The sequence below is a fragment of the Myxacorys sp. genome (assembly GCF_059501405.1).
In genome coordinates, this window is record NZ_JCACCM010000163.1 from 38509 (window position 1) to 60597 (window position 22089).

Consider the following 22089-nt stretch of genomic DNA (forward strand, 5'->3'; position numbering starts at 1 on the left):
CAAAAGCTACGCGCCGATTCCTGCCAAAATATCGGATGCATGAGTATCGGTTTTAACAGATTCGTAAACCTGAGCGATCTTACCGTCATCAATTACATAAGTAACCCGCTTTGCATAACCGCCGCCATCGACATCATAGGCTTTGGTGATGGCACCGTCAGTATCGGCTAACAGGGGAAACGGCAAGTTGAACTTGTCTGTAAACTGTTGATGCGACGCTTCATCGTCCATGCTGACCCCAAGAACCGTAATCCCTTTGCTCAAGTACTGCTCGTAGTTGTCGCGGAAGCTACAGGCTTGTTTGGTGCATCCTGGTGTGTCATCTTTTGGGTAAAAGTACAGAACGACCTTCTTACCTGTGTAGTTTGCAAGTTTGATGGTCGTACCCGTCGTGTCTTTCACCGTAAAGTCTGGGGCTGTATCGCCAACTGATAAAGGCATGATGAACGCTCCTTGACCTTCAAATTTCTTAATAATTGTAATACTTTAAGGACTAGGGATAGTGCGTTGCGTTAATAAACCAAATTTTTGAACAAACCGAATTTTTCTGGTAAGTCAACGCAAACGAGTTACCGCCATTGTATTTTGAGAAAAAGATTGTCGAACTATCGATCTGCTATGAAAAAGCTCCTCACACCGTTTTATCAACGTTGGCTGCTGCCATTTGCTCTAATTCTAATGTCTCTCGTTTGGGTTGCTCCAGCGTACGCAACTAGCTTGTATGAAGTGCCCGCGGCATCGGATGATACTCACGTTGTTGATTTAGCCGACATCATCAGTCGCATCAATGAAGGGAAACTCAATACGACGCTTAGCGAGTTGAAAGAAAAAACTGGGCAAACCGTTCGCTATGTGACGATTCGGCGTCTCGATTATGATGAGACGATTGACTCGTTTACCGAAAAGTTGTTCAAACAGTGGTTTCCCACTGCTGAAGCAGCGGAAAATCAAACCTTGATCGTGATCGATAGCCTGACGAATAATTCTGCGATCGCAACAGGCGACAAGGTAAAAGAATTGATGCCCGATACGATCGCGCAAAGCGTGTCCCAAGAGACGATTCAAGTGCCGTTGCGCCAAGGCAATCGCTACAACCAAGCCTTTTTGGATGCCAGCGATCGCTTGGTTGCCGTCCTTTCAGGTGCGGCTGATCCAGGTCCGCCTGAGGTAATTGACAACGTTCAAGTCGAAGGAACCTTTGCGACACCTGAAGAAACGAAACAGAGTAATGCAATTCCGTGGGTGATTGGCTTGCTGCTTGCCGCAACCGTGATTCCAATGGCGACGTATTACTGGTATGTTCGCTAACCCTTTTTCGCTAAAACTCTAAAGGGCGCAGGATGGCTACGCCCTTTAATCTTGGATATATTCCTCTCCGCTTAATAGCGCCTCTTCTGCCCGCACAAATTCTCGTCCCAAGTACGCAGCATGATCGAGACGACTCACTAAACACGTTTTAGGTTTTTCAAAAATTTCGATGCATAGTTCTTTAGCCGTTCTGCCCTTAAACAACGTACTGGCTTGACGCTTTAGGCTGCCATTGCAAGGAAGTGGCTCTCCGGTCTCAGGATCGCAAGCAAGTCCTTTGTCGTTAATTGTATTTGTGTAATGTTCTGCATAGATGAGGCGGGCATCGCGATCGAGGTAAATAATAAAATATCCGCTCGGATCAAGTTCGATAAATCGTTGGGAAAGCTTGTCGTCTAGCGCAGTTGGGTCAACAACAGACTGAGCCATAGTTCAAAGTTCTAACGTGGGTTCTGATTAACATTTTAAGAGAATTTGATCTGCTTTTCAGCGCTAGATCTTAAATTGGATCGCCTCTTGTTTAAACGGTAAATCCTGATTAATTGCGTCTATTTCTTGCTGTTCTAAATCGTTGATTTGTTCGATGTGGCTTCGCAAAATTTGGGACAGGCGACTGTTATAGAACCGATGCAGCGAATAGTTTGGCATTGCCGGAAATCCGCGCCGCTTTTTGTGGCGTCCGCCTGCTCCTGGATCAAAAAGTTGAATCCCGTTATTGATTGCCCACTCAATCGGCGTGTAATAACAGGCATCGAAGTGTAAGTTATCCAGTTCTTGAGTGCAGCCCCAGTAGCGACCGTATAAGCGATCGCCCTTCCTTAAACAAAACGACATGCCGATTGGATGGCGATCATCCCCGTGGGCATAAGCTGCAAAAAAGACGACTCGATGACAGTAATTCGGGTAAAGCTGCTCAAAAAATCTCTTCGTCAAATACTTGCTTCCCCACCAGCCAAACTTGTCGCAGGTGTCGGCGTAGAAGTTGTACATGATAGGAAACAGCGACTTGGGAATTTGTTCACCTGTCAAAATCTTGAACTGGAGTCCAGCATTCGTCACCGCTTTTCGTTCACGCTTAATGTTGCGACGTTGATTTGAGTTAAACGCACCTAAATAGTCATCAAACGTCTCATAGTTCTGATTAGACCAGACAAAACTATGGTGCAGCCAACTGCTAAACCCATGACGCTCCATTGTCTGTCGCCATGCTGGATCGACATAGAGAAAATTACAGCCCGAAATCCGGTTTCGGGTGCAAAAATGCTCGATCGCGTCCACCATCAATTCAGTCAGTTCGTCCTCATCTTCGCCCGGCGCAATCAAAAATCGATAGCCCTCAGCCGGCGTAAACGGCGACATGCCAAGCAGCTTTGGATAGTATTCAATACCCAAACGACTCGCTAGATCTGCCCACTGGTGATCAAAGACAAATTCTCCGTAGCTGTGTCCCTTGACGTAGAGCGGAGCGATCGCAATTAAATGATGGTCACGCCATATCGTCAAGTGATTTGGCAACCAGCCTGATTTCGCCGTTGTACTGCCCGACGTTTCCATTGTGTGGAGCCAATCCCACTCAAAAAAAGGCGTCTTTAAAGGGAGCGCGAGGGCATCCCAGGCTGCTTGAGGGATTTCAGAAATTTTGTTAATCCAGGCAACCGAATAGCGAGGCTTAAGCTGTTCCACCATACCTAGACATCAACACTTCATACAGCTTAATCTAAATTTCTCAGTGCTGTTGCGTCCACAGATACGGCTGGCTAAACCGAATGTCTTAACCAAATCTCTTAAAGATTCTGAGGGAATGTTAGACCTTAACGTTAATGGCGAGAGAATTTCTTATATGGTTAGAAGAAGTGTGACGGCTAAAGCTAAAGTTTCGGGTGAGTTGAGTCATAGTTCCTATTGAAGCGATTAATACCCAATATCGATACGCAGTATGACGGTTCCCAAAATGACGCGGTAAGAGTGAGCTTTCTCGACAAACTGCAGTTTTATCCAATGTCTTAGCCTTACTGCTATCCTCGTGCTTGGCAGAACAAAGTCTAAGAATCGTGAAGGCTAAGAGTTGTGACTAGATTGACCTGTTATTTTTGTTGTTCGCAATCGTTTGTGTTCGCAATTGCCAACGCATATCCGTTACTCTAGAACCACCTAGAGCACTGACAAGTGTGAAATAGGCTCCTGACGAAATAAAATCTGATGGCGCTTAAGATTCACCCCTTATTCAGCCGCCCGCTTGTGGTTTGTATCTTGGTTCGCATCTACTGTTCCGTGGTTCCAAGCCTTGAGTGTTTTGAGTATTGAGTAGAGTGGTTATGACGAAGCCCCGTCAGTCCTCATTCCGTCGAGTTTTGCTGAGACGTCTGTTACTCCTCAGCATCCCGGTGTTGTTGACCGGAGAAGTTGTGGCATACAAAAAAGCGCGATCGGGATTTTTAGAAACCGCGCGACAGAATCTGACTGCGAGTGCGGTGCGAAAAGCCGATAGTTTACAGGGAACCATCAACGCCTTGCGATCGAACTTGGCTACCGCAACCAGCTCGGCTGCCCTCCGGTCGGGGTCTCCATCCCAAGCGTACGAATTTCTAGACCAGTTTCAGCAAGCCTCACCTGTTGCGTTGAGCTGCGTTCAGTTGACTGATTTACAGACTCAAAAAATCAAAGCGAGTACCTGCGGCAAAACTGCAATCATTCCCGTATCAGGCAGCAATTGGTCGTCGATAGGTGGACGAGAATTTGCTAAGCCCAACGCCGTGCGAATCTCTCTGGTTCGACCTCCAAGAACTCAAGCGCCTTTAAACAACCAGCTTAATTTGGTTTTCAGTGCCCCTGTGCAGATCGGCTCCAATATCCGCTATGCCCTGAGCGCTAAGACGGCACTCTATCCGCAGCCCGAACCCGAATCGAACAGCATTACTGGCTATACGGTGGTGATTGACCAAGACGGCGAAATCTTGGCCCATCCGATCGCAGAGCAGGTGGGGCGCAACGTCAACCAGGAAGTCGATGCAGAGCGGTTAAAGAGTTTAGTCGCAAATGCGATCGCTGGAAAACAAGATGCTCTCTCCCTCTTTGCATTTGAAGAACGAGGGGCTGAATGGCTCGCAGGCTACAGCGCTGTCCCCATTGCCCTAAGTGCCACGGAAACCCGGAACTGGGCGGTGTTGGCAACCATCTCGCTGGATACGGCTCTCTATAGCCTAGAAGAGATTAAGCAAGTCCTAATTATTCTGACTCTGGGATTGCTGACGGCAATTCTGCTCTCGACCCTGTATCTCACGCGAGACCTAGCACGTCCGATCGAGCAGTTGAGCGATTATGCGATGCAAATTCGGCATCGGTATGCTGGCGATCGCGCCCCCAAAGATTTCAAAGTTCGAGAACTGAACCTCTTGGCAGAAGCTCTCGACAATATGGTTGATCGGCTGGAGGATCGCGCTAAAGAACTTGAAGCAGCTTGGCAAGAGGCGCAGGAAGCCAATCAGATGAAGAGCGAGTTTTTAGCCACCACATCTCACGAATTGCGGACGCCGCTAAACGCGATTATTGGCTGCGTTCGCTTGGTCAGAGACGGGTGCTGCGACGATCGAAACGAAGAATTGGAGTTTCTTCAGCAAGCGGACGATGCCGCCCTCCACTTGCTCAAAATCATCAATGATTTATTAGATATTGCCAAAGTCGAAGCCGGAAAAGTGGAACTGAATCTACAATCGGTTTCGATTCAAAACCTCTGCCATCAATGTCTCAAAATGGTTCAGCCAGGCGCAGAAATGAAGCGTTTGAAGTTGACGATCAACCTTGATGACCAGATTGAGCGCGTCTTGATGGATGAGCGGCGAGTGCGGCAAATGGTGATCAATTTGCTCTCCAACGCTGTGAAATTTACCCCTGAAGGGGGCCAAGTCAAACTCGGTGCATGGTTGGGCTATGGACGCCAGCTACAACTCGATCCGCGCCCCGATCGCAGCCCAATCAATCCTGAAACGCCCTACCTGTGTCTAGAAATCTCAGATTCAGGCATCGGTATTCCTGAAGAACGGTGGCATCTGCTGTTCCGTCCCTTCCAGCAAATTGATTCTTCCCTGACTCGCAAGCATGAAGGAACCGGACTTGGACTTGCCCTCACGAAGCGATTGGCAGAGCTACACGGAGGAACCTTGTCCTTCAATTCCTTCCCCAATAATGGCAGCATCTTTCGGATTTGGTTGCCCTTAATTGAGCTAAGCAAGCCGGACTTACCTGCGATCGAGGAGGCTCACTCTGAGGTGAAACATCCGGTTAGTGTACCAAATAGCTGAAAGGCAACCCACGCAATTTAGAGCTTGGCTAAGCCCATCACTCGTCCTCCCTGCTGCATCGACTCTGATAGGGCTACCAGGATTTGCACGAGTTCCGCCCCAAGCCAACCGGGAGAGATATCAGACGGTTGATTGCAACGCACGCAGGCTAGAAAATGCTCACAAACCTGATTTAGAGGCTCTCCAGAAGACAGTTTGATGGCTTCTTGGCGTTGATGAACGGGCCTAAACCGATTTCCTTGGCGCTCAAACTGTCCCCACTGAATCATCAACGGTTCTGCTGCTAGTTCATCAAAAATTAAACTTCCCTGCTCACCAACCAGGCACATCCGGCGTTGCTTATCTGAATTGAGCCAACTGAGATGAAGCGTTGCCTGAAATCCACTCGGGTAAATTAACGTCGCCCAAACCGTATCAGCAAGACCGTTAGGAAACAAATTAGATGATTCACAGGGCAGCGCGTTAGGCTGGAGCCAAACCTGACCTCTTGCCTGCACTTCACAAGGCGTTTGGGTTAACCAATAATTTAAAATTGCAATATCATGAATCGCTAAATCCCAAAGCGCATCAACATCTTGACGAACTGGACTGAGATGAGTTCGAGCAGCATAGGCATAGCGCAAGTCTCCTAGCGACTCTACTAACCCCCTCCCCTGTAAAACGGCGGGGTGAAATAGGTAAGTATGATCCACGACAAGTTGACGGTGCTGCTCAGCCGCGAGACGGCAAAGTTGAACCGATTCTGCGGTGCTTAAGGTAAGCGGTTTCTCTGCTAGAACGTGCAGTCCTTGCTTAAGGGCGGCTGTAATCAAAGCATAGTGGGTCTTGGCAGGCGTGGCGATCGCGACTGCTTCTAAGCCGCTTAACTCTAGAGCATCCTGCCATTGTGTGGTGACAAACACTCGGTCATCAAGCTCGAACCGTTGGGCTGCGATCGCAAGCTGCTCAGCACATGGATCAACAACCGCCACAACCTCTGCCTCTGCATGTTCCAAAAAATTCCGCAGCAGGTGAGTGCCCCATCGCCCAACTCCGAAAACCGCGATTCTAGTAGGCTTCTTCATCGAGCTTCCCTTGTTCCTCTACGTTCCTCTACAACTGACCACTCAGCGCTAAAAATGCAACTTGGGCGGCGGCTTGTTCGGCAGCTTTACGCGAGCGCCCGCTGCCCTGACCCATAGACCGCCCCCCAACTAACACTTCCGACACGAAGCGGTGGGGATCATTGTGAGTGTGCCCAGTTTCGATGGTGCGATACTCAGGCAATATCTTTTGGTGGGCTTGTGTCCAGTTTTGTAAGGCAGCTTTGTAATTTTGCCGAGCGGGGTCTGCTAGGATCTCTTTCGCTAACCGCTTAAAGTGTTCATCCAACCACGAGCGGATCAGCGATAAATTATGAGTGCTGAGATAGAGCGCGGCTAACACGGCTTCCAACGAATCTGCTAAGCGTGATTCTCGCCCTGCTTGGTCGAACTTAGCGCTTGATGCGACCAGAAGATATCGATCAAAGCCATACTGGTCTGCAATTTGAGAGAGAATATGATCGCTTACTAGCACCGATCTCAACGCTGTAAATTCTCCTACCTTTAGCTCAGGATAAACTTCTAGCAAAAACTCTGCGGCGGCAAGCTTAACGACTGCATCGCCGACAAACTCTAACTGTTCATAGTTTTTGTCGGCTGAGAAGGTCGCGTGAGTCAGCGACAAATCTAACAAGTCCCATCGGAGCGACGAATGTTGAGATAAGCCTAGTCTCTGCACTAGCGCCTCAAGTTCCTGCTGACGACGAGGATATGCAAGGGTCATGGGATCGTTTGGATCAGATTAGGGGAGGACTCTTCTCATCCTAAAGGGATTAGCCTACTGCGTATAGTCTAGTGCTTGACCTAACGATTTAGTTGACCTAACGATTCACCACAATTGAGGACGACTAGGCAGACCGAAGTACGGCGTAAGTTTGCTCAATTTCGCTGACTGTTGCTGTAGTAAGGAGCGGAACAGAAGTGACTTCTCGCTGCCCAGCTTCCAGAGAAATGGTCGTTACTTTGAGTTGATCTGAGCAGGATAAATAGACTGCGGCATCGAAGCGGTTTGTGCGCCAGTGCTGCGATCGCACCATTTCAATGGTTCCTGGAAAGACACCTGCTAATAATGCCAAGACTTCACCTGGTAAACTCACGACAACTTGCCGCCCAAAAAACTCTTCAAAGCCCGCTAGCAGCTTCTCGGCTCTGATTGTAGGCTCCGGATTTTCTACAATTCTTTGCAGCCAGCGTCCCCACTGAATGCGCCGACCATAGGCTCTGCGGCGATCTTCTACAGTAAACATCGGAGCTAGGGTTGGTGACCCGATCGCAATGACAGCCCGATAAGCAGGCTCAACCGAGCAGTTAATAGCGGCTCCAGGACCTGCAAATTCAGCATGATAATCTTTGCAGAGAATGAGTCCGCTCTTTTTTTGCTCACTGATCGCTAATAGCGGACCAGTCGACGAAGAAACCTCTAGATATTCTGAGCTATTGAGCACGGGAAGTTGGCTGTTCACAGACCTATCCTACACTGCTGTAGGAACACAAGTTGTTTCGGAGCAGTCGCCTCAACCGGAGTCGGTTTAAGAACCATTAATTTAAGATTAATGGAACGCTTGGGCGCTTTATTTGAACCTTTCTTTTGTGAACCTTTATAGTAATTCAGGTTGAAAATGTCACTTTCGTTCATGAAGAGGACTTTGCCGAATCTACATATTGTGGGGTTCAGTTTAAAGAATGTTGAGAAACCGATTTGCTAGCGTGAGTTTCTCGATCGTTGAGTGAAGGGGTGGAGAAGAGGGAGACATAAGCCGGGTTCTGTTCTCTTGAGAGCAATGCTCCTAGAGGGCGATTATCTATCTGGGACACCTGTTACCAGATGCCTCAAGCGGCTCTTTGCTGGATATTTCACCAGCAACGCGGGACAGGAAAAAGACCAACCGTTGCCCCATCTGCCTTGCATCCAACCGGGGTTTACCGAGCCAGTACCTCTCGATACTGCTGGTGCGCTCTTACCGCACCTTTGCACCCTTACCGATAGGGAAGGAGGAAATAGGAAAACCTTTTCCTCCTTCCCTATCGGCGGTATGTTTCTGTGGCACTTTCCTCACGATCGCTCGCACTGGACGTTATCCAGCAGGTTCGGTCTTTCGGAAGCCCGGACTTTCCTCAAGCAAGTGGCTTGCTCGCAATCGCCTCGCTCCCTCTTCTCCATAGCTCAGTGTAGTCGGAGACAGCGAAGATTTGGAGGTGTTAATTAGAACGGTTTTCGTTTGGGATTCCAGGGAAGTCCCGCCGTCCAATCGAGTTTAATCATTGTGAATTTGCAGACGATGCGGGCGCGATCGCCCGTCGGAGCGGTGTTTGCTCCTACCACTCGGAGGGCAAGGTGTAATTCAAATTCCAGTTTAATCTGACTTGCCACGAAGTCACGGTAGCGCTTTCGTTTGGCTTCGCTCGCTCGTTTAGGGTCGGGTTTGCTAAGGTCAATGACCGTCTTCGCGACTTCTAGAAATCCACTTTCGCCCTTACGCACTAGTTGGTCTTCGCCAGAGATGAGTTCTTGCAATGTTTGCTTCGGAGCAATGATGCTGAAGACTTGATTTTGAAATGCATCTAACGTGCCGCCTGGTGAAAAGCGAGCAACGCGGCGCGATCGCCCGTCTAAATCTGTAAGGACGCAGTGATCCCAATCGACATAAATTAGATAGTTCTCTGACTTGTTCTGAATTCGGATGGCGAGTTGCTTTAGTTTGTCGAACTCGTAGCGATTGTCAAACCTAAAGTTAACACCAACGATGTCTTTTAAATGATGGGCTTCAAGGTATTGGTTTAGGTCGTCCTGTTCGAGGCGGATGGTAAATTCATCGTTAAATGAGTTAACGATTTGATAAAGCACATAGCTAACGCACAAGAAGTAAACGGTTAACAGTACAAAATCAAGTTCAGTCATCCTAGACCTTGTGCAAGCGGAGAAACAGCAGAATCTCTAGTCCTTATACCATGCTTACTTTGTTCTGTAATTTCTAAGTCTTGTAATTTCTAAGTCTTGTAATTTTTAAGGTGGATTGAATGGGGTTTAGGATGTGCGAAACTGAGCCGTGTACTCGCAGAAAACATTGATGCCGAGGTGAAGAACGTAGAGTACGAGAATTGTAGCGACGGCAGGACTAACCGCCAGTCCAGAGAGCTGTACAAGGTAAACGACTGCTCCGCTCAGCAAGGCAGCGCCTTCAGGATGCAACTGCGATTCGTTCAGAATTTTGCGTAAACTATTCCGATTCGTCTGGCAAAGATCCGAAGAATTGCTACCACAGACATCTGAATATAGTTGCTCTTAAATATAGTTGCTCTAATAAAATCTCCCATATCGACTTTGGAGTGGCGAGTACAAGACTTTGCACTTCTCCTCCTGCTAATTCTTCAACGCTCGTTTTTGGGTTCCGCGATGCCTCTTTAGAACTTTAATTCCGGCTTGTGCTTCTGGGTAGTGTTCTAACAAATGGTAAGCATGGTTGAGTTCTTTCTCTGTAAGATAAGTCGTAGGATTCATATCAGCACTCTGACAACAAAAATTGGCGGAAGAATTTGCGTCTTCTGCCAACTTTTAGCACAAGTTAGGAGATTGATTTAGTAGACCAAAAGAATTATTTGTGGCTCGTTTTTTGGCTAGTCCGAAGAATGCTTTTTGTCGTAAGGATCGCCGCTATAGGGCTGTACACCCGTGTTTGGGTAATGATCGTCATTGAGGGCGAAGATCCGACTGACTGCACCTGAAAAGTAAACAATTACATCATCAATGACTTTAGGAACGCTCATAGGGGTAACCTCTGAATTTGAGTTTAAACTGAAGCGATTTTCAGATTTGATGTAGCGCGGCTATCTGAATACTTCAATTATGCAGAGTGGTCTGTTGATCTGCGAGCGATCGCATTAATTGTTTAGGTTAATCTCCTAACTTTTCATATTTCTTCAACGTTTGAAGTTTCTATTTGCTTTGCTTTAGAAAACAATGCAGAAAGTGAGTGTCGATATTGCCCGTTGCTACTAGCGCAGTTGCTCGATATGGCGCTGATGAATGGGCAAAGTTCTTCAGCAAAGTTCTTCAAATAGGGATAATAAAGTCGCTCGCTGCCATTTTAGAGCCTTGTGAAAGCGATAGACGCCTGCTTTCTCAAGAATATTTTATTAAAAAACACTATAACTGTATTTTGCGCCCAATCGCTTCTCTAAGGAGATGTAGCCCTTCTTACGCCTCTTTTGCACTCCCAGATTGAGCAAACCATAATAGTTCATATCTTGACTTTTGGTTAAAATAACTATAATTTAGAAGTAAGGTGACAAAGGCGAGTCTCCCCAGCCCCTCAAGACTCCGTTGATAAAACCCTTGATATTTAGGAGAAACGGGTGGAAGACCTAGAATTAACCATAAAACCAGAAGATTACAGCCTGCTGACCGATTTATACCAACTTACAATGGGGGCTTGCTATGTTGGTGAGGGCTTGGATCAGCGCAGAGCAAGTTTTGAACTGACGGTACGGCGCTTGCCTAAGGGATTTGGCTATTTGATCGCCATGGGGCTCGCTCAAGCGTTGGATTATTTGAAAAAGCTGCACTTTAGCGCCGCGCAAATCGAGTTTCTTCAAACTAGCGGACTGTTTGACCATGCCCCCGCCGAATTTTGGACGCTGCTGCAAGATGGACGCTTTACAGGCGATGTATGGGCCATGCCAGAAGGAACAGCAGTCTTTCCGAATGAGCCACTGCTAAGAATTGAGGCTCCATTGTGGCAAGCCCAACTCGTGGAAACCTACCTGCTGAACACGGTAAACTATCAAACGCTAGTTGCCACCCGTGCAGCTCGGATGCGAGATGCAGCGGGTGCCGAGTCCACTTTGCTAGAGTTTGGAACTCGCCGCGCCTTTAGTCCTCAAGCCTCCGTTTGGGCGGCACGAGCTGCATTAGCGGCAGGGCTAGATGCGACCTCTAATGTTTTGGCTGCACAGAAATTAGGACGACAGCCAACTGGAACCATGGCCCACGCGCTCGTCATGGCATTAAGCGCGACTCAAGGAACAGAAGCACAGGCGTTTACTGCATTTCATCGCCACTTTCCGGGTGCACCGCTGTTGATTGATACTTACGATACGATCGCGGCGGCTCGTGAGTTGTCGACTTACTTAAGAGATGGCAATCAATCTTTGGCTGGGGTTCGGATTGACTCGGGTGAATTGCTTTCTCTGTCTCAGCAAGTCCGTGACGTGTTGCCAGGAGTCCCAATTTTTGCGAGTGGTGACTTGGATGAGTATAAGATCGCTCAGCTAAAAGCGGCAGGTGCTCCTATTGATGGATATGGGTTAGGAACTCAGTTAGTGACAGGCTCTCCGGTAAATGGGGTCTATAAGTTAGTGGAAATCGATGGGATTCCGGTGATGAAAGAGTCTCCTGGAAAAATTACGTATCCCGGACGCAAGCAGGTGTTTCGTCAGATGGAACAGGGGGTTGTGACGCAAGATTGCTTGGGGCTGATTTCAGATTCCCTGTCAGCCACTCCACTTCTACAGCTTGTGTTTAAGCAGGGACATCGTGTGCAAGAACCGGAATCCTTAAGCGCGATCGCAGAGCGCACCGCCAAGTCTATCCATAGTCTGCCGTCTTGGGTTCGTCAACTTGATGAGCCTACCTCAATTCCGGTTGAGCTTTCCTCTAGCCTGGCTGACCTAATCCAACACACTCACCAGCGATTTGTGCCAAGCGCAACTCCGTAGAAACCGCAGTAGACATTCGCCCCCGAAAGAGTTTGCCTGCCAGATGCGCTACTGTCAAAGTACTGATTCACAATCCTTCACGCGTCGTTCAAACCCATGCTCAACATTGCCCTGTTTGGAACCAGTGCTGATCCACCAACGATTGGACATTTGACGATTTTGCGATCGCTCTCGGAGCAGTTTGACGAAATTGCAGTGTGGGCAGCCGATAACCCGTTCAAGGCTCATCAGACGCCGCTTCAGCATCGGACTCAAATGCTGCGACTGTTGATTCAAGATTTGCACCGTCCTCGGCAAAATGTCTGGGTTTATCCAGAATTAAGCCATCCTCGTACCTTAATTACGGTTGAACGGGCGCAGCAGCGCTGGCAGGGAGCAGACTTTACGCTGGTGGTGGGGGTTGATGTGGCGCGGCAGCTTTCAAGCTGGTTTCGAGCCGAAGAACTGTTGCGGAAAGTCAAGGTGTTGATTGTGCCGCGATCGGGCTATTCCCTCAATTCAGGTGAGATCGCACGATTGCGACAATTAGGGGCAACGGTTGCGATCGCGCCGATTGCCGTTCCAGATGTTTCCTCGACAGCGTACCGTCAGCACGAAGATTTAACGGGAGTCACCCACCGAGTTCAAGAGTATATCGATCGGGAGCAACTTTACGGATGCGACGCACGTTTAAAAAAACAGCCAGTTCATTAACCAGTTCACTGCCAGGAGAGAGTCTTGCAGATTTTAGAGTCGGCGTCGATAACGCGATCTTTTCGGTCGATACGGCTCAAAATCGGCTCCTCGTGCTGCTGGTGATGCGCCACGAGGAACCATTTTTGGGCCAGTGGAGCTTGCCCGGAACCTTAGTGCGCCAAGGCGAATCGCTAGAAGATGCCGCATATCGAATTTTGTCAGAGAAGATCCGAGTCCGCAATCTGTATTTAGAGCAACTTTACACATTTGGCGGTCCCGATCGCGATCCGCGAGAGGCAGAAGATAGTTATGGGGTGCGCTATCTCTCGGTCAGCTATTTTGCGTTGGTACGATTTGCCGAAGCTGAACTGATTGCCGATGGTGTGAGCGGAATTGCTTGGTATCCGTTAGATCAGTTGCCCCAGTTAGCGTTTGATCACAACAAGATTTTGGAATATGGGCATGGTCGCTTGAAAAACAAACTGGAGTATAGTCCAGTTGCGTTTGACGTGTTGCCCGAAGTCTTTACGTTGAGTGATTTGTATCAACTTTACGCCACGGTTCTAGGCGAGCATTTTTCCGATTATTCTAACTTTCGATCGCGCCTTCTAAAATTAGGATTTTTAGCCGATACGAAAGTCAAAGTATCGCGGGGTGCAGGTCGTCCAGCTAGTTTGTACCGATTCGACGCGGACGCATTTGCGCCATTTAAAGACAAGCCGTTGGTATTTATATAAACGTATAGGAACACAACACATCGTGTCTCTCTTCGGAGAAATCAATATGGGAATCGACGAATTATTAGCCGACAAACGAGAGGAAATCTTAGCGATCGCAGCCCAACACGGAGCCTACAACGTGCGGGTCTTCGGGTCTGTGGCACGCGGCGAAGCACGAGCCGATAGCGATGTCGATTTTCTAGTCGAGATTGAAGAAAGCAGAAGCCTATTAGACCGCATTGCTTTAATTCAGGATCTTCAGGATCTACTAGGACGCAAAGTGGATGTGGCGAAAATTCAAAACTTGCACCGATTGATTCGCGATCGCGTCCTAGAAGAGGCAATTGCTCTATGAGAGAAGATCGTCTTTATTTAGATGACATTCTAAACTGTATGACTCGCATTGAGTCTTACACTTCAAGCGGACGTGATGCCTTCATGCAGACTGAAATGATTCAAGATGCAGTCATCCGGAATTTTGAAATCATTGGAGAAGCAACAAAGCAAATGTCGCCTGTCCTGCGTCAGTCTTATCCTGACGTGCCGTGGAAACGAATCGCAGGGCTTCGAGATGTTTTGATTCATGATTATGTCCGCGTTGATTTAGATGAAGTTTGGCGCGTAATTAAGCAAGATGTACCAGAACTTAAAGCACGAATCACCGCTATTTTGCAGGAATTAAACCAAGGATCATGATGAAAATTGCGATCGCACAACTCAATCCTACGATCGGAGATCTCGACGGCAATGCTCAAAAAATTCTCGCTGCCGCCAGTCGAGCGGCTCAAGAGGGAGTCCGGCTTTTGCTCACACCCGAATTGTCGCTCTGTGGTTATCCACCCCGCGACCTATTGCTCGATCCGAGTTTTGTGAGCGCAATGGCGACCAAACTGTTGGAATTAGCGCGATCGATTCCTGACGGATTGGCCGTATTAGTCGGAACAGTGGAGGTGAATGCGCGATCGCGACAAGCGGGTGAAAAACCACTATTCAATAGCGTCGCTTTACTGGAGAACGGTCAGATTCGCCACTTTCACAAGCGCTTACTGCCAACCTATGATGTGTTTGATGAGGAGCGTTATTTTGAAGCTGGCAATCAAGCGAATCATTTTATTCTTGACCTAAACTCTGCATCCGTTCACATTGGCGTTACCATCTGCGAAGACCTTTGGAACGATGAAGAATTTTGGGGAAAACGCACGTATGATCTAAACCCGCTTGCAGATCTTGCCAATGCTGGCGTTAACTTTACAGTGAATCTTTCTGCTTCGCCATTTACAGTCGGGAAACAACACTTAAGAGAACGGTTGCTGCAACATGGCGCAACACGGTTTGATCAACCGATGATGTATGTTAATCAAGCCGGTGGCAACGATGATTTGATTTTTGATGGACGCAGCATTGTCTGCGATCGCAGCGGAACTCTTGTGGCTCGTGCCCGTGGCTTTGAAGAAGATTGGCTCGTGGTCGAATATAGTCTTGAGTCTCAAGATTTTTTACCCAGTTCCATCGTGCCCGATGTGGAGACTGAAGCCGCAGAACTCTACTCAGCCTTGGTGCTTGGCGTGCGCGATTATGCTTACAAATGCGGCTTCTCTAAAATCGTATTGGGCTTGAGTGGCGGAATTGACTCCTCGCTGATTGCCGCGATCGCCGCTTCAGCGGTCGGAGCAGAAAATGTGTTAGGCATTCTTATGCCGTCGCCCTACAGTTCCGATCATTCAATCGATGATGCGATCGCCTTGGCACAAAATCTTGGCATTCAAACCAAGACGCTGCCAATCGGAACGTTGATGGAATGCTATGACGACACATTAGACGAGCTATTTGCCGGAACGTCCTTTGGGCTCGCTGAAGAAAATCTTCAGTCCCGGATTCGCGGCACGCTTCTGATGGCAGTCTCGAATAAATTTGGTCATCTCCTCGTTTCGACGGGAAACAAATCAGAAGTGGCGGTGGGCTACTGCACCCTGTACGGTGACATGAACGGCGGACTTGCCGCGATCGCAGACGTTCCCAAAACGAAAGTCTACGCCATCTGCGAATGGCTCAACCGTCAAGACAATCCTCCGATTCCACCCAACGTTCTGAGCAAACCGCCCAGCGCCGAACTGCGACCCGGACAAAAAGACCAAGATTCCTTGCCAGCCTATGAAGTGCTAGACGATATTTTGGATCGCTTGATTCATCAGCGCTGTACGATCGCGCAGATTGTTCAAGCCGGGCACGATGCTGCGACCGTCGAGCGAGTCGCGAAACTCGTCAAAATTGCCGAATTCAAGCGCAAACAGTCTCCTCCCGGATTGAAAGTGTGCGATCGCGCCTTTGGCACCGGATGGAGAATGCCGATCGCCAGTCGATGGATTGCTCATCTAGAGGCTGAGCAATCGCCTGATCCAGCTAAACAATCTTCATAGCGTAGAGGATAACTATGAATTGGCGAATTCTTTTGTAGAGGCTTGCTGCAACTTTTCTTGCAAGTCACTCCAATGAACTCCGGCGAGACTAGGCAAGACGAGTTGTGCCGCTCCGACTCGTTCGACTGGACCTAAACCCAATGCCCACATGCCTGCGGCTAAAGCAGCTTCAACTCCTGCTGCCGCATCCTCAACCACAAGGCATTGGGCTGGCTCAATCTCAATGGCGTTTGCGGCGAACAAGAAGAGATCGGGGGCAGGTTTAGGACGCTCAACGCTGTAGCCATCTGCGATCGCATCGACGCGATCGGCGATGCCCAATTTCTCCACCACAGGTCGCGCATTCTTACTGGCAGACCCGATCGCGGTTTTGATGCCCGCTTGCCGTAGTTCTTCTAATAGCGTTAACGCTCCCGGTAATAAGTCATCCGTGGAAACGTGTTCGATCGATTCGACGTAGTAACGATTCTTGCGATCCATCATCTCCTGCAATTGCGCTTCAGAATAGGGGCGATCGCCCACAATCAGCATCAGCGATTCTCGCCGGGACACACCGCGCAGAGCTTCATTCGCGTCTCGATTAAACGGAATGCCTTCCTCATCGGCGAGGCGCTGCCAAGAACGATAGTGGTATTCTGCGGTGTCGGTGAGGACGCCATCGAGGTCAAAGATGACGCCGCGAACGGGGAGACTGGGCGTGGGATGGGGAAGTTTGGGTGTCGTCATAGCGTCTGATGGGGAGGGGATAGATTCTAGTGTAGGCTCGGGCCGGAGGTCGAAGTCGTGCCATTTGCCGCGCCAGTATAGACGAAACTTGAGGCGAGTCCAACCGGGGGGAAGATGACAATGAGCGATCGGGCTTTGATCTCCCAATTGAATGCCTCCAAATCCAAAGACCACAACCTGCCAAATGCCGCCTGCTGATGCTCCATGAATGCCATCTGCGGCATTGCCACGGGTATCTTCGAGATCGACTAAGGCCGCTTGCATAAAGCGATCGTATGCCTCAATAGATTTGCCTAAATCAGACGCGAGAATCGAATGAATGGCTGGACCGAGGGAAGAACCATAGGTAATATCGGTGCGGGGAGCATAGTAGTTCCAGTTTTTCTCGACCGTTTCTAGGCTGTAGGGAGGCTCTTGCGATTGGCGCATGAGATAAAGCAACATCAGCACATCCGGCTGTTTGAGCACCTGTCGCTGATTGCCTTCTTCGATGCCGATGAGCGCTTGAATTGATTTTGTTCGGGGTTCGTATTCGTCTAAATTGATGTCTTTAAGGTCGAAGAATCCCTCAAACTGTTCGATCAAGCCAGATGGGCTTTGAAGAATCCAGAGGTTTGTGGCGATATCTTGCCACCGCGATCGCCGCTCTGGTGTAATTTTTAATTTCTGATTCAGTTCGCTTAATCGTTGTGGATGGCATTGCTGTAGCCAATCATAAACATAGGCCGCTTTCTCTAAATGCCATTGAGCTAAGCGATTGGTAAACACACTATTGTTAACGTGTTCATGGTATTCATCTGCGCCGATCACTTCACGGATCTCGTAGCGTTCGTCGCGGTTGCTCCACTCCACGCGGCTCATCCAAAACACAGCCGTATCTAGAATAATCTCGGCTCCGTAATCGCGCATCCAATCATCGTCGCCTGTGGCTTGCCAATAATTCCAAGACGCATAGGCAATGTCAGCGCTAATGTGTATCTCGCGATCGCGACACCAAATCCGAATATCGTCGGCGTAAGGATCATTAGGCAACGCCCAACGCGGCGTCACTTCATCGCCCGTATCAGCGCTTTCCCACGAATACATTGCGCCCTTAAACCCGTAGTGAGCTGCTTTCCGTCGTGCGCCTTCGATTGTGTGATAGCGGTAGGTGAGCAGGTTTCGGGCGAGAGCGGGCTGCGTATAGGTGAAGAACGGCAGAATGAAAATTTCGGTGTCCCAAAAGACGTGACCGCGATAGCCAAATCCAGACAGCGTTTTTGCGGGAATGCTGACGTGCTCATCGTGTTTGGGCGCAGCAATCAGGAGTTGGAACAGATTGTAGCGCACCGCAAGCTGTGACTTGACATCGCCTTCAATCACGATATCGCTGTTTCTCCAGGTTCCGTCCCAAGCGTCTTGGTGCTGCGATCGCAGGTCGTCATAGCTGGGTAATTCTGCTAACTTGGTCTGCGCCGCTTGTGTTGGTGCTTCTGCCTCGCGAGACGTATAAACCGTGATCAAGTTCTCAATTGTTACTGTTTGTCCTGCTGATGCTGTGAATGTAGTCAGTAGCGTTGGATATCCTGGAACATTTGCTGTTTGCGGCGATGTCTCCGCTCCCGACATCGTCATGCCCGATGCCATTGCCAGTTCAATCCGCGAGGTGCGCGTTCGCACCCGTAGCCACACGCCATGTTTGTTTGTGCCCTGACCAATCGATTCCCAGTGATTGAACCCTTGATTTTCGGGATAGCCGCTAATACTCGCTTGGACTTCAATCTCGCCCTCAAAATCGACGGGTGTAATCTGACAGCGCAACGCCAGCACATGCTGATCGGCTAGACTAGCAAACCGCTCAAAGTGTAAATCGATCGTTTTTCCAGTGGGACTGCGCCAGCGCACCGAACGGTTCAAAATGCCATGCTGCAAATTCAAGCTGCGCTGGTAGCTCAAAATCTCGCCTTGATCGAGCCGAAAGCGATCGCCCTCGATCGCAATCACCAACGGTAACCAATCGGGGCAATTGACCAATTCGGTGTAAACCACTGGAACGTGATCATAGACTCCATGAATCAAGGTGGCAGGTGTCGCTTGCGGGTAGCCTTCCTCGAAGCTGCCGCGTGTGCCCAAATAGCCGTTTCCAATTGTGAATACAGTCTCTCTAGTCTGAAGGAGGGCTGGCTCAAACTTCGGCTCGATCACCGTCCAGTCGCTGTAAATCAGGGATTGAGGGCGTTCGGTCATATTCATGGGCAAGAGACTCCGGGTGAAAAGGACTGAGGGATGAGGGATGAGAATGGGGAGGGGATCGATAGATTGGTGCTTATCGCTCTCTAGAGAGGTGGTTTTCTAAAATAGTGGTGGCTCTGGGTTTGAAAATGAGATGGAAGATCAGTTCTAAATAGCGGAGGAGGGAGTCGCGGTTGTTGCGACGCAGATAATTCCAGAAGCTGTAGAGCTTGGTTGATAGTAAAAGCTGCTTGCTGTGTAACTGCCAATTGTAGTCGTCGTGAATGCGCTGAACGGCGCGATCGCTAATCATGCGCCAATAATCAGGATCTTCATCACAGCGATCGAGAAAACCTCTGATCTTATAGGTCGTTGCTTTAAAGTCGGTTGGATTAATTAAGAAGCCGTATTTATCATCTTGAATAATTTCCGAGGGTCCTCCAAATTCGGTGGCAAAGGTCGGTAACCCAGACACCATCGCTTCGAGAATGGTGCGCCCAAAGGCTTCAAACAGCGCAAAGTGAATGAAAATGCCATTGCGATCGGCAATCACTCGGTAGGTTTCACCCATGTCACGACTACTCATGCGGATGCCAACCCACCGAATCTTGCCGTGAAGATTGTATCGATTAATCAGCATGTGAAGTTTGTCGATTTGCTCTGCCTCCTCTTCGCTAACGGCTTCGTCAACATAAAGTTTGTTCGTCACCAAGACCAAGTTACAGCGCTCTTGTAATTCTAAATGTTCTGCAAAACACTGGACTAATCCGGTCAAATTTTTGCTCACGCTCATCGGAGCCAGTGATAAGAGCGGTCGCTTGGTCGGATCGTCGAGTTTTCCTAAGATATGAGGGTCTTCTTGCGTAAACAGTAGCTCAGCAATTCGGATGGTGCATTCGTTGGAGCGCCGTTGCTTGTCTGAATATGGAAAGAAGGTGGCTTCGTCCACTCCGGGCGGAATGCGGTTGAATTTGGGGCTAAATAAATCAATGCCATCGACCACGTGGTAGAGTCCCGGCATGGTGAAGTGTTTGTACGATTCATACTGTCCCAAGGCATCGGGCGTGCCAACGATCTCTTGATACGACGAGGCGACAATAAAATCTGCCGCATTCATGCCGATCAGATCTGCTGTAAATTGAGCTGAAAAATGATATCGCGACTCGAGTTCGTGCCAATAGAGATTACTAAAGAGGTACTTGGGTTTTTCTAAGACGTGAGCAATATTGCAGTGCGTCACCTTGAGGCGTCGTGCCAGCAAGAAGGCGACCAAATTGCCGTCGCTGTAGTTGCCAATGAGTAAGTTGGGACGCCCGCCCAAGTGTTTGACAAGCTCTGGTTCGGCGTCGATCGCAAAGGGTTCTAAGTAGGGTGAAATCTCGAATTTAGAAATCCAATTGTCAGTGACGGTGGGGTTAAATTCTCGAAATGGAACCCGTAAAATCCAGGCGTTCTGCGTTCCATCGACTGGCTCAACGCGCATCGCACACTGCGTGCCCTCGCAATTGGGAATCAGGCGCGTCAGAATCACGACATGGGGCTGAATGCCCAAAAACTCTAACCCCGCTAAGCGGATCTCTTCGTGCAAGGCTTTTTCTAAACTGCGGGCTTGTTCTAGCACATACACGACTTGCCCCATCGTTTCGGGGCGTCCCAGCACCACATTTTGTTGACCCACCCAGCCGTGAATCGACACCAGCGCCACGCGAAAAACGGACGGAAATCGAGCGACAAAGGCTTCTAAGATCGCTGGCTCTGGTGTGGAGATGAAATAGTCGAGTAGCTCCAGGGTTTCTTGTGCCCGCCCTGCGCTGTTGCCCCATCCCGGCTCAAAGCCGAGTTCTTGCATTTTGGGATGGGAGAGTTCGTAGGCTTCGTGGCGCGATCGCGTCCCCAGGAGTTTAATCGCCTCTTTAATCTTTTTCACCAGTTCGTCTGCTGAACCAATCCGCTCGTTGATCATGAGCGGAATGTCATCGTGAGCATGATAAAGCAGAACCTTGTAAATGGTTTGCAACCAATACTGGGGATTGTCGGAAACCTGATTTGCCAAGTAGCGATTGAGGAATGCAACGCCCTGCCCAATGCTGCGTGAGTCGCTGATGCTGGGTTCGCTCTCGTAGAAGGAACTCAGATCGAGTTCGACTAGGCTAGGCTGATAGCGCCCGACCAAGCGATCGCGGACATCGAGCAAGGCGCTGACGCTCATCCTTGTCGGAGGATCGCTTAACTCCCGACTAAGCCGCCAAATCTCTTGACTGCCAATCCAAGGACGCAGCACGAGCCAAACTTCGTTGTCTTCTACAATCAGTTCGTGGGTGGTGTGAACTAGTCGACCAATAAATGACGAATGATAGAAATGAGCAGGCTTTTTCTGTTGCCGACAATCTTCTTCAAAGGTCCGGAGAATCTTGCTGTGCAAAAAGTAACGCTTTTCTAATCCCTCGGCTGCTGATTCCCCTGAGGCGGAGAGGGCATCAATCAGCCGACGCAGGGCGAGGGTTTCTTCGCGATCGTGGAGTATCGATTGAATAAGCTGATACATGACGGTCAATCCCAGCACGAAAGGATCTCAGGTTCGGTAGTGAGAAAGACACTAGGAGCCTAAATCTTGTGATACTGGGTAAGCCTGTAGAATTCACCTAGCCTTTGGCTGATCTCCTCAACGTTGTGCCAAAGCTTTTGCTGATGAATTGAACGTCTGGAGGTGGAGCGATGACGTTCTTGAAGGTTGAGTAGACGATCGCAGTGGATAAAGAATGCTTTAATGACACACGTTAAAGGTTCAACGGTGCAAGTTTAAGGTGAGCTGATGCAGGTCTGAGGTTCGGCGTTGAACCTCAGAGGTGGGCTGACGCAGATCTGAGGTTCGGCGTTGAACCTCAGAGGTGGGCTGACGTAGGTTGAACATTCAAGCGCGAATGTCTGAGGTGGGTTG

Annotated in this window: 19 protein-coding genes and 1 other RNA gene; 8 read left to right on the forward strand and 12 right to left on the reverse strand. The window is 49.1% G+C overall.

Annotation, left to right across the window (positions count from 1 at the left end; all coding sequences use genetic code 11):
* Nucleotides 1-6: 6 nt before the first annotated feature.
* Complete coding sequence (locus tag AC5I6P_RS22530; protein ID WP_495696005.1) at nucleotides 7-441, reverse strand: peroxiredoxin; 435 nt, start codon at nucleotides 439-441, stop codon at nucleotides 7-9.
* A 177-nt stretch (nucleotides 442-618) separates the two neighbouring features.
* On the opposite strand from AC5I6P_RS22530, the gene psb32 reads away from it, so the two are divergent.
* The gene (gene psb32 / locus AC5I6P_RS22535; protein ID WP_495696006.1) at nucleotides 619-1308 is read left to right on the forward strand and encodes a photosystem II repair protein Psb32; all 690 of its coding nucleotides are present in this window, start codon (nucleotides 619-621) and stop codon (nucleotides 1306-1308) included.
* A 45-nt stretch (nucleotides 1309-1353) separates the two neighbouring features.
* Here psb32 and AC5I6P_RS22540 read toward each other — a convergent pair whose 3' ends face one another.
* Nucleotides 1354-1737 carry a DUF4346 domain-containing protein gene (locus AC5I6P_RS22540; RefSeq protein WP_495696007.1) on the reverse strand — a complete coding sequence of 128 codons (384 nt, stop codon included), beginning with the start codon at nucleotides 1735-1737 and terminating at the stop codon, nucleotides 1354-1356.
* A gap of 63 nt (nucleotides 1738-1800) precedes the next feature.
* Nucleotides 1801-2994 (reverse strand): GNAT family N-acetyltransferase, encoded by a 1194-nt coding sequence (locus tag AC5I6P_RS22545; RefSeq protein WP_495696008.1) that lies wholly within the window; start codon nucleotides 2992-2994, stop codon nucleotides 1801-1803.
* A gap of 629 nt (nucleotides 2995-3623) precedes the next feature.
* Here AC5I6P_RS22545 and AC5I6P_RS22550 point away from each other — a divergent pair.
* A complete protein-coding gene (locus AC5I6P_RS22550) occupies nucleotides 3624-5606 on the forward strand; it encodes an ATP-binding protein (protein WP_495696009.1) in 1983 nt (660 codons plus the stop codon).
* A gap of 17 nt (nucleotides 5607-5623) precedes the next feature.
* On the opposite strand, the gene AC5I6P_RS22555 is transcribed toward AC5I6P_RS22550, so the two are convergent.
* The 7 genes from AC5I6P_RS22555 to AC5I6P_RS22585 all read right to left on the reverse strand — a co-directional run bounded on the left by AC5I6P_RS22555 (nucleotide 5624) and on the right by AC5I6P_RS22585 (nucleotide 10453).
* Nucleotides 5624-6670, reverse strand: coding sequence for a Gfo/Idh/MocA family protein (locus AC5I6P_RS22555; RefSeq protein ID WP_495696010.1), 1047 nt, complete (start codon nucleotides 6668-6670; stop codon nucleotides 5624-5626).
* Between the two features lie 28 nt (nucleotides 6671-6698).
* On the reverse strand, nucleotides 6699-7412 hold the full coding sequence (gene rnc, locus AC5I6P_RS22560; protein ID WP_495696011.1) for a ribonuclease III: 714 nt from the start codon (nucleotides 7410-7412) through the stop codon (nucleotides 6699-6701).
* A gap of 124 nt (nucleotides 7413-7536) precedes the next feature.
* On the reverse strand, nucleotides 7537-8151 hold the full coding sequence (locus AC5I6P_RS22565; protein WP_495696012.1) for a hypothetical protein: 615 nt from the start codon (nucleotides 8149-8151) through the stop codon (nucleotides 7537-7539).
* Nucleotides 8152-8426: 275 nt separating this feature from the next.
* Nucleotides 8427-8842: RNase P RNA component class A (gene rnpB / locus AC5I6P_RS22570), an RNA gene on the reverse strand.
* 49 nt (nucleotides 8843-8891) lie between these two features.
* On the reverse strand, nucleotides 8892-9587 hold the full coding sequence (locus AC5I6P_RS22575) for a hypothetical protein (protein WP_495696013.1): 696 nt from the start codon (nucleotides 9585-9587) through the stop codon (nucleotides 8892-8894).
* 462 nt (nucleotides 9588-10049) lie between these two features.
* Nucleotides 10050-10187: a hypothetical protein gene (locus tag AC5I6P_RS22580; RefSeq protein ID WP_495696014.1), complete on the reverse strand. Its 138-nt coding sequence runs from the start codon at nucleotides 10185-10187 to the stop codon at nucleotides 10050-10052.
* A 116-nt stretch (nucleotides 10188-10303) separates the two neighbouring features.
* Entirely contained in the window at nucleotides 10304-10453 is a 150-nt protein-coding gene (locus AC5I6P_RS22585; protein WP_495696015.1) for a hypothetical protein, read from the reverse strand.
* 588 nt (nucleotides 10454-11041) lie between these two features.
* Here AC5I6P_RS22585 and AC5I6P_RS22590 point away from each other — a divergent pair.
* From AC5I6P_RS22590 to AC5I6P_RS22615, 6 genes are all read left to right on the forward strand, one after another.
* Nucleotides 11042-12403, forward strand: coding sequence for a nicotinate phosphoribosyltransferase (locus AC5I6P_RS22590; protein WP_495696016.1), 1362 nt, complete (start codon nucleotides 11042-11044; stop codon nucleotides 12401-12403).
* Between the two features lie 96 nt (nucleotides 12404-12499).
* Nucleotides 12500-13096 carry a nicotinate-nucleotide adenylyltransferase gene (locus AC5I6P_RS22595; protein ID WP_495696017.1) on the forward strand — a complete coding sequence of 199 codons (597 nt, stop codon included), beginning with the start codon at nucleotides 12500-12502 and terminating at the stop codon, nucleotides 13094-13096.
* Entirely contained in the window at nucleotides 13060-13815 is a 756-nt protein-coding gene (locus AC5I6P_RS22600; protein WP_495696018.1) for an NUDIX hydrolase, read from the forward strand. Before AC5I6P_RS22595 ends, AC5I6P_RS22600 begins: the two co-directional genes overlap by 37 nt.
* Before the next feature lie 46 nt (nucleotides 13816-13861).
* Nucleotides 13862-14152, forward strand: a complete 291-nt coding sequence (locus AC5I6P_RS22605) for a nucleotidyltransferase family protein (protein WP_495696019.1) — start codon at nucleotides 13862-13864, stop codon at nucleotides 14150-14152.
* Entirely contained in the window at nucleotides 14149-14493 is a 345-nt protein-coding gene (locus AC5I6P_RS22610; protein ID WP_495696020.1) for a HepT-like ribonuclease domain-containing protein, read from the forward strand. Before AC5I6P_RS22605 ends, AC5I6P_RS22610 begins: the two co-directional genes overlap by 4 nt.
* A complete protein-coding gene (locus AC5I6P_RS22615; protein WP_495696021.1) occupies nucleotides 14490-16214 on the forward strand; it encodes an NAD+ synthase in 1725 nt (574 codons plus the stop codon). The genes AC5I6P_RS22610 and AC5I6P_RS22615 overlap by 4 nt, the downstream gene beginning before the upstream one ends.
* Before the next feature lie 12 nt (nucleotides 16215-16226).
* Here AC5I6P_RS22615 and pgmB read toward each other — a convergent pair whose 3' ends face one another.
* Entirely contained in the window at nucleotides 16227-19172 is a 2946-nt protein-coding gene (gene pgmB / locus AC5I6P_RS22620; protein WP_495696022.1) for a beta-phosphoglucomutase, read from the reverse strand.
* Nucleotides 19173-19245: 73 nt separating this feature from the next.
* Entirely contained in the window at nucleotides 19246-21696 is a 2451-nt protein-coding gene (locus AC5I6P_RS22625; protein ID WP_495696023.1) for a sucrose synthase, read from the reverse strand.
* Nucleotides 21697-22089: the final 393 nt, after the last annotated feature.

Excerpts from the sequence above, each read along its gene's own strand:
- AC5I6P_RS22605 (WP_495696019.1), top strand. The coding sequence starts at position 13,862 with ATGGGAATCGACGAATTATTAGCCGACAAACGAGAGGAAATCTTAGCG.
- psb32 (WP_495696006.1), top strand. The coding sequence starts at position 619 with ATGAAAAAGCTCCTCACACCGTTTTATCAACGTTGGCTGCTGCCATTT.
- AC5I6P_RS22550 (WP_495696009.1), top strand. The coding sequence starts at position 3,624 with ATGACGAAGCCCCGTCAGTCCTCATTCCGTCGAGTTTTGCTGAGACGT.
- AC5I6P_RS22580 (WP_495696014.1), bottom strand. The coding sequence starts at position 10,187 with ATGAATCCTACGACTTATCTTACAGAGAAAGAACTCAACCATGCTTAC.
- AC5I6P_RS22595 (WP_495696017.1), top strand. The coding sequence starts at position 12,500 with ATGCTCAACATTGCCCTGTTTGGAACCAGTGCTGATCCACCAACGATT.
- AC5I6P_RS22625 (WP_495696023.1), bottom strand. The coding sequence starts at position 21,696 with ATGTATCAGCTTATTCAATCGATACTCCACGATCGCGAAGAAACCCTC.
- AC5I6P_RS22555 (WP_495696010.1), bottom strand. The coding sequence starts at position 6,670 with ATGAAGAAGCCTACTAGAATCGCGGTTTTCGGAGTTGGGCGATGGGGC.
- AC5I6P_RS22610 (WP_495696020.1), top strand. The coding sequence starts at position 14,149 with ATGAGAGAAGATCGTCTTTATTTAGATGACATTCTAAACTGTATGACT.
- AC5I6P_RS22530 (WP_495696005.1), bottom strand. The coding sequence starts at position 441 with ATGCCTTTATCAGTTGGCGATACAGCCCCAGACTTTACGGTGAAAGAC.
- AC5I6P_RS22545 (WP_495696008.1), bottom strand. The coding sequence starts at position 2,994 with ATGGTGGAACAGCTTAAGCCTCGCTATTCGGTTGCCTGGATTAACAAA.
- AC5I6P_RS22600 (WP_495696018.1), top strand. The coding sequence starts at position 13,060 with ATGCGACGCACGTTTAAAAAAACAGCCAGTTCATTAACCAGTTCACTG.
- AC5I6P_RS22575 (WP_495696013.1), bottom strand. The coding sequence starts at position 9,587 with ATGACTGAACTTGATTTTGTACTGTTAACCGTTTACTTCTTGTGCGTT.
- rnc (WP_495696011.1), bottom strand. The coding sequence starts at position 7,412 with ATGACCCTTGCATATCCTCGTCGTCAGCAGGAACTTGAGGCGCTAGTG.
- pgmB (WP_495696022.1), bottom strand. The coding sequence starts at position 19,172 with ATGAATATGACCGAACGCCCTCAATCCCTGATTTACAGCGACTGGACG.
- AC5I6P_RS22540 (WP_495696007.1), bottom strand. The coding sequence starts at position 1,737 with ATGGCTCAGTCTGTTGTTGACCCAACTGCGCTAGACGACAAGCTTTCC.
- AC5I6P_RS22585 (WP_495696015.1), bottom strand. The coding sequence starts at position 10,453 with ATGAGCGTTCCTAAAGTCATTGATGATGTAATTGTTTACTTTTCAGGT.
- AC5I6P_RS22615 (WP_495696021.1), top strand. The coding sequence starts at position 14,490 with ATGATGAAAATTGCGATCGCACAACTCAATCCTACGATCGGAGATCTC.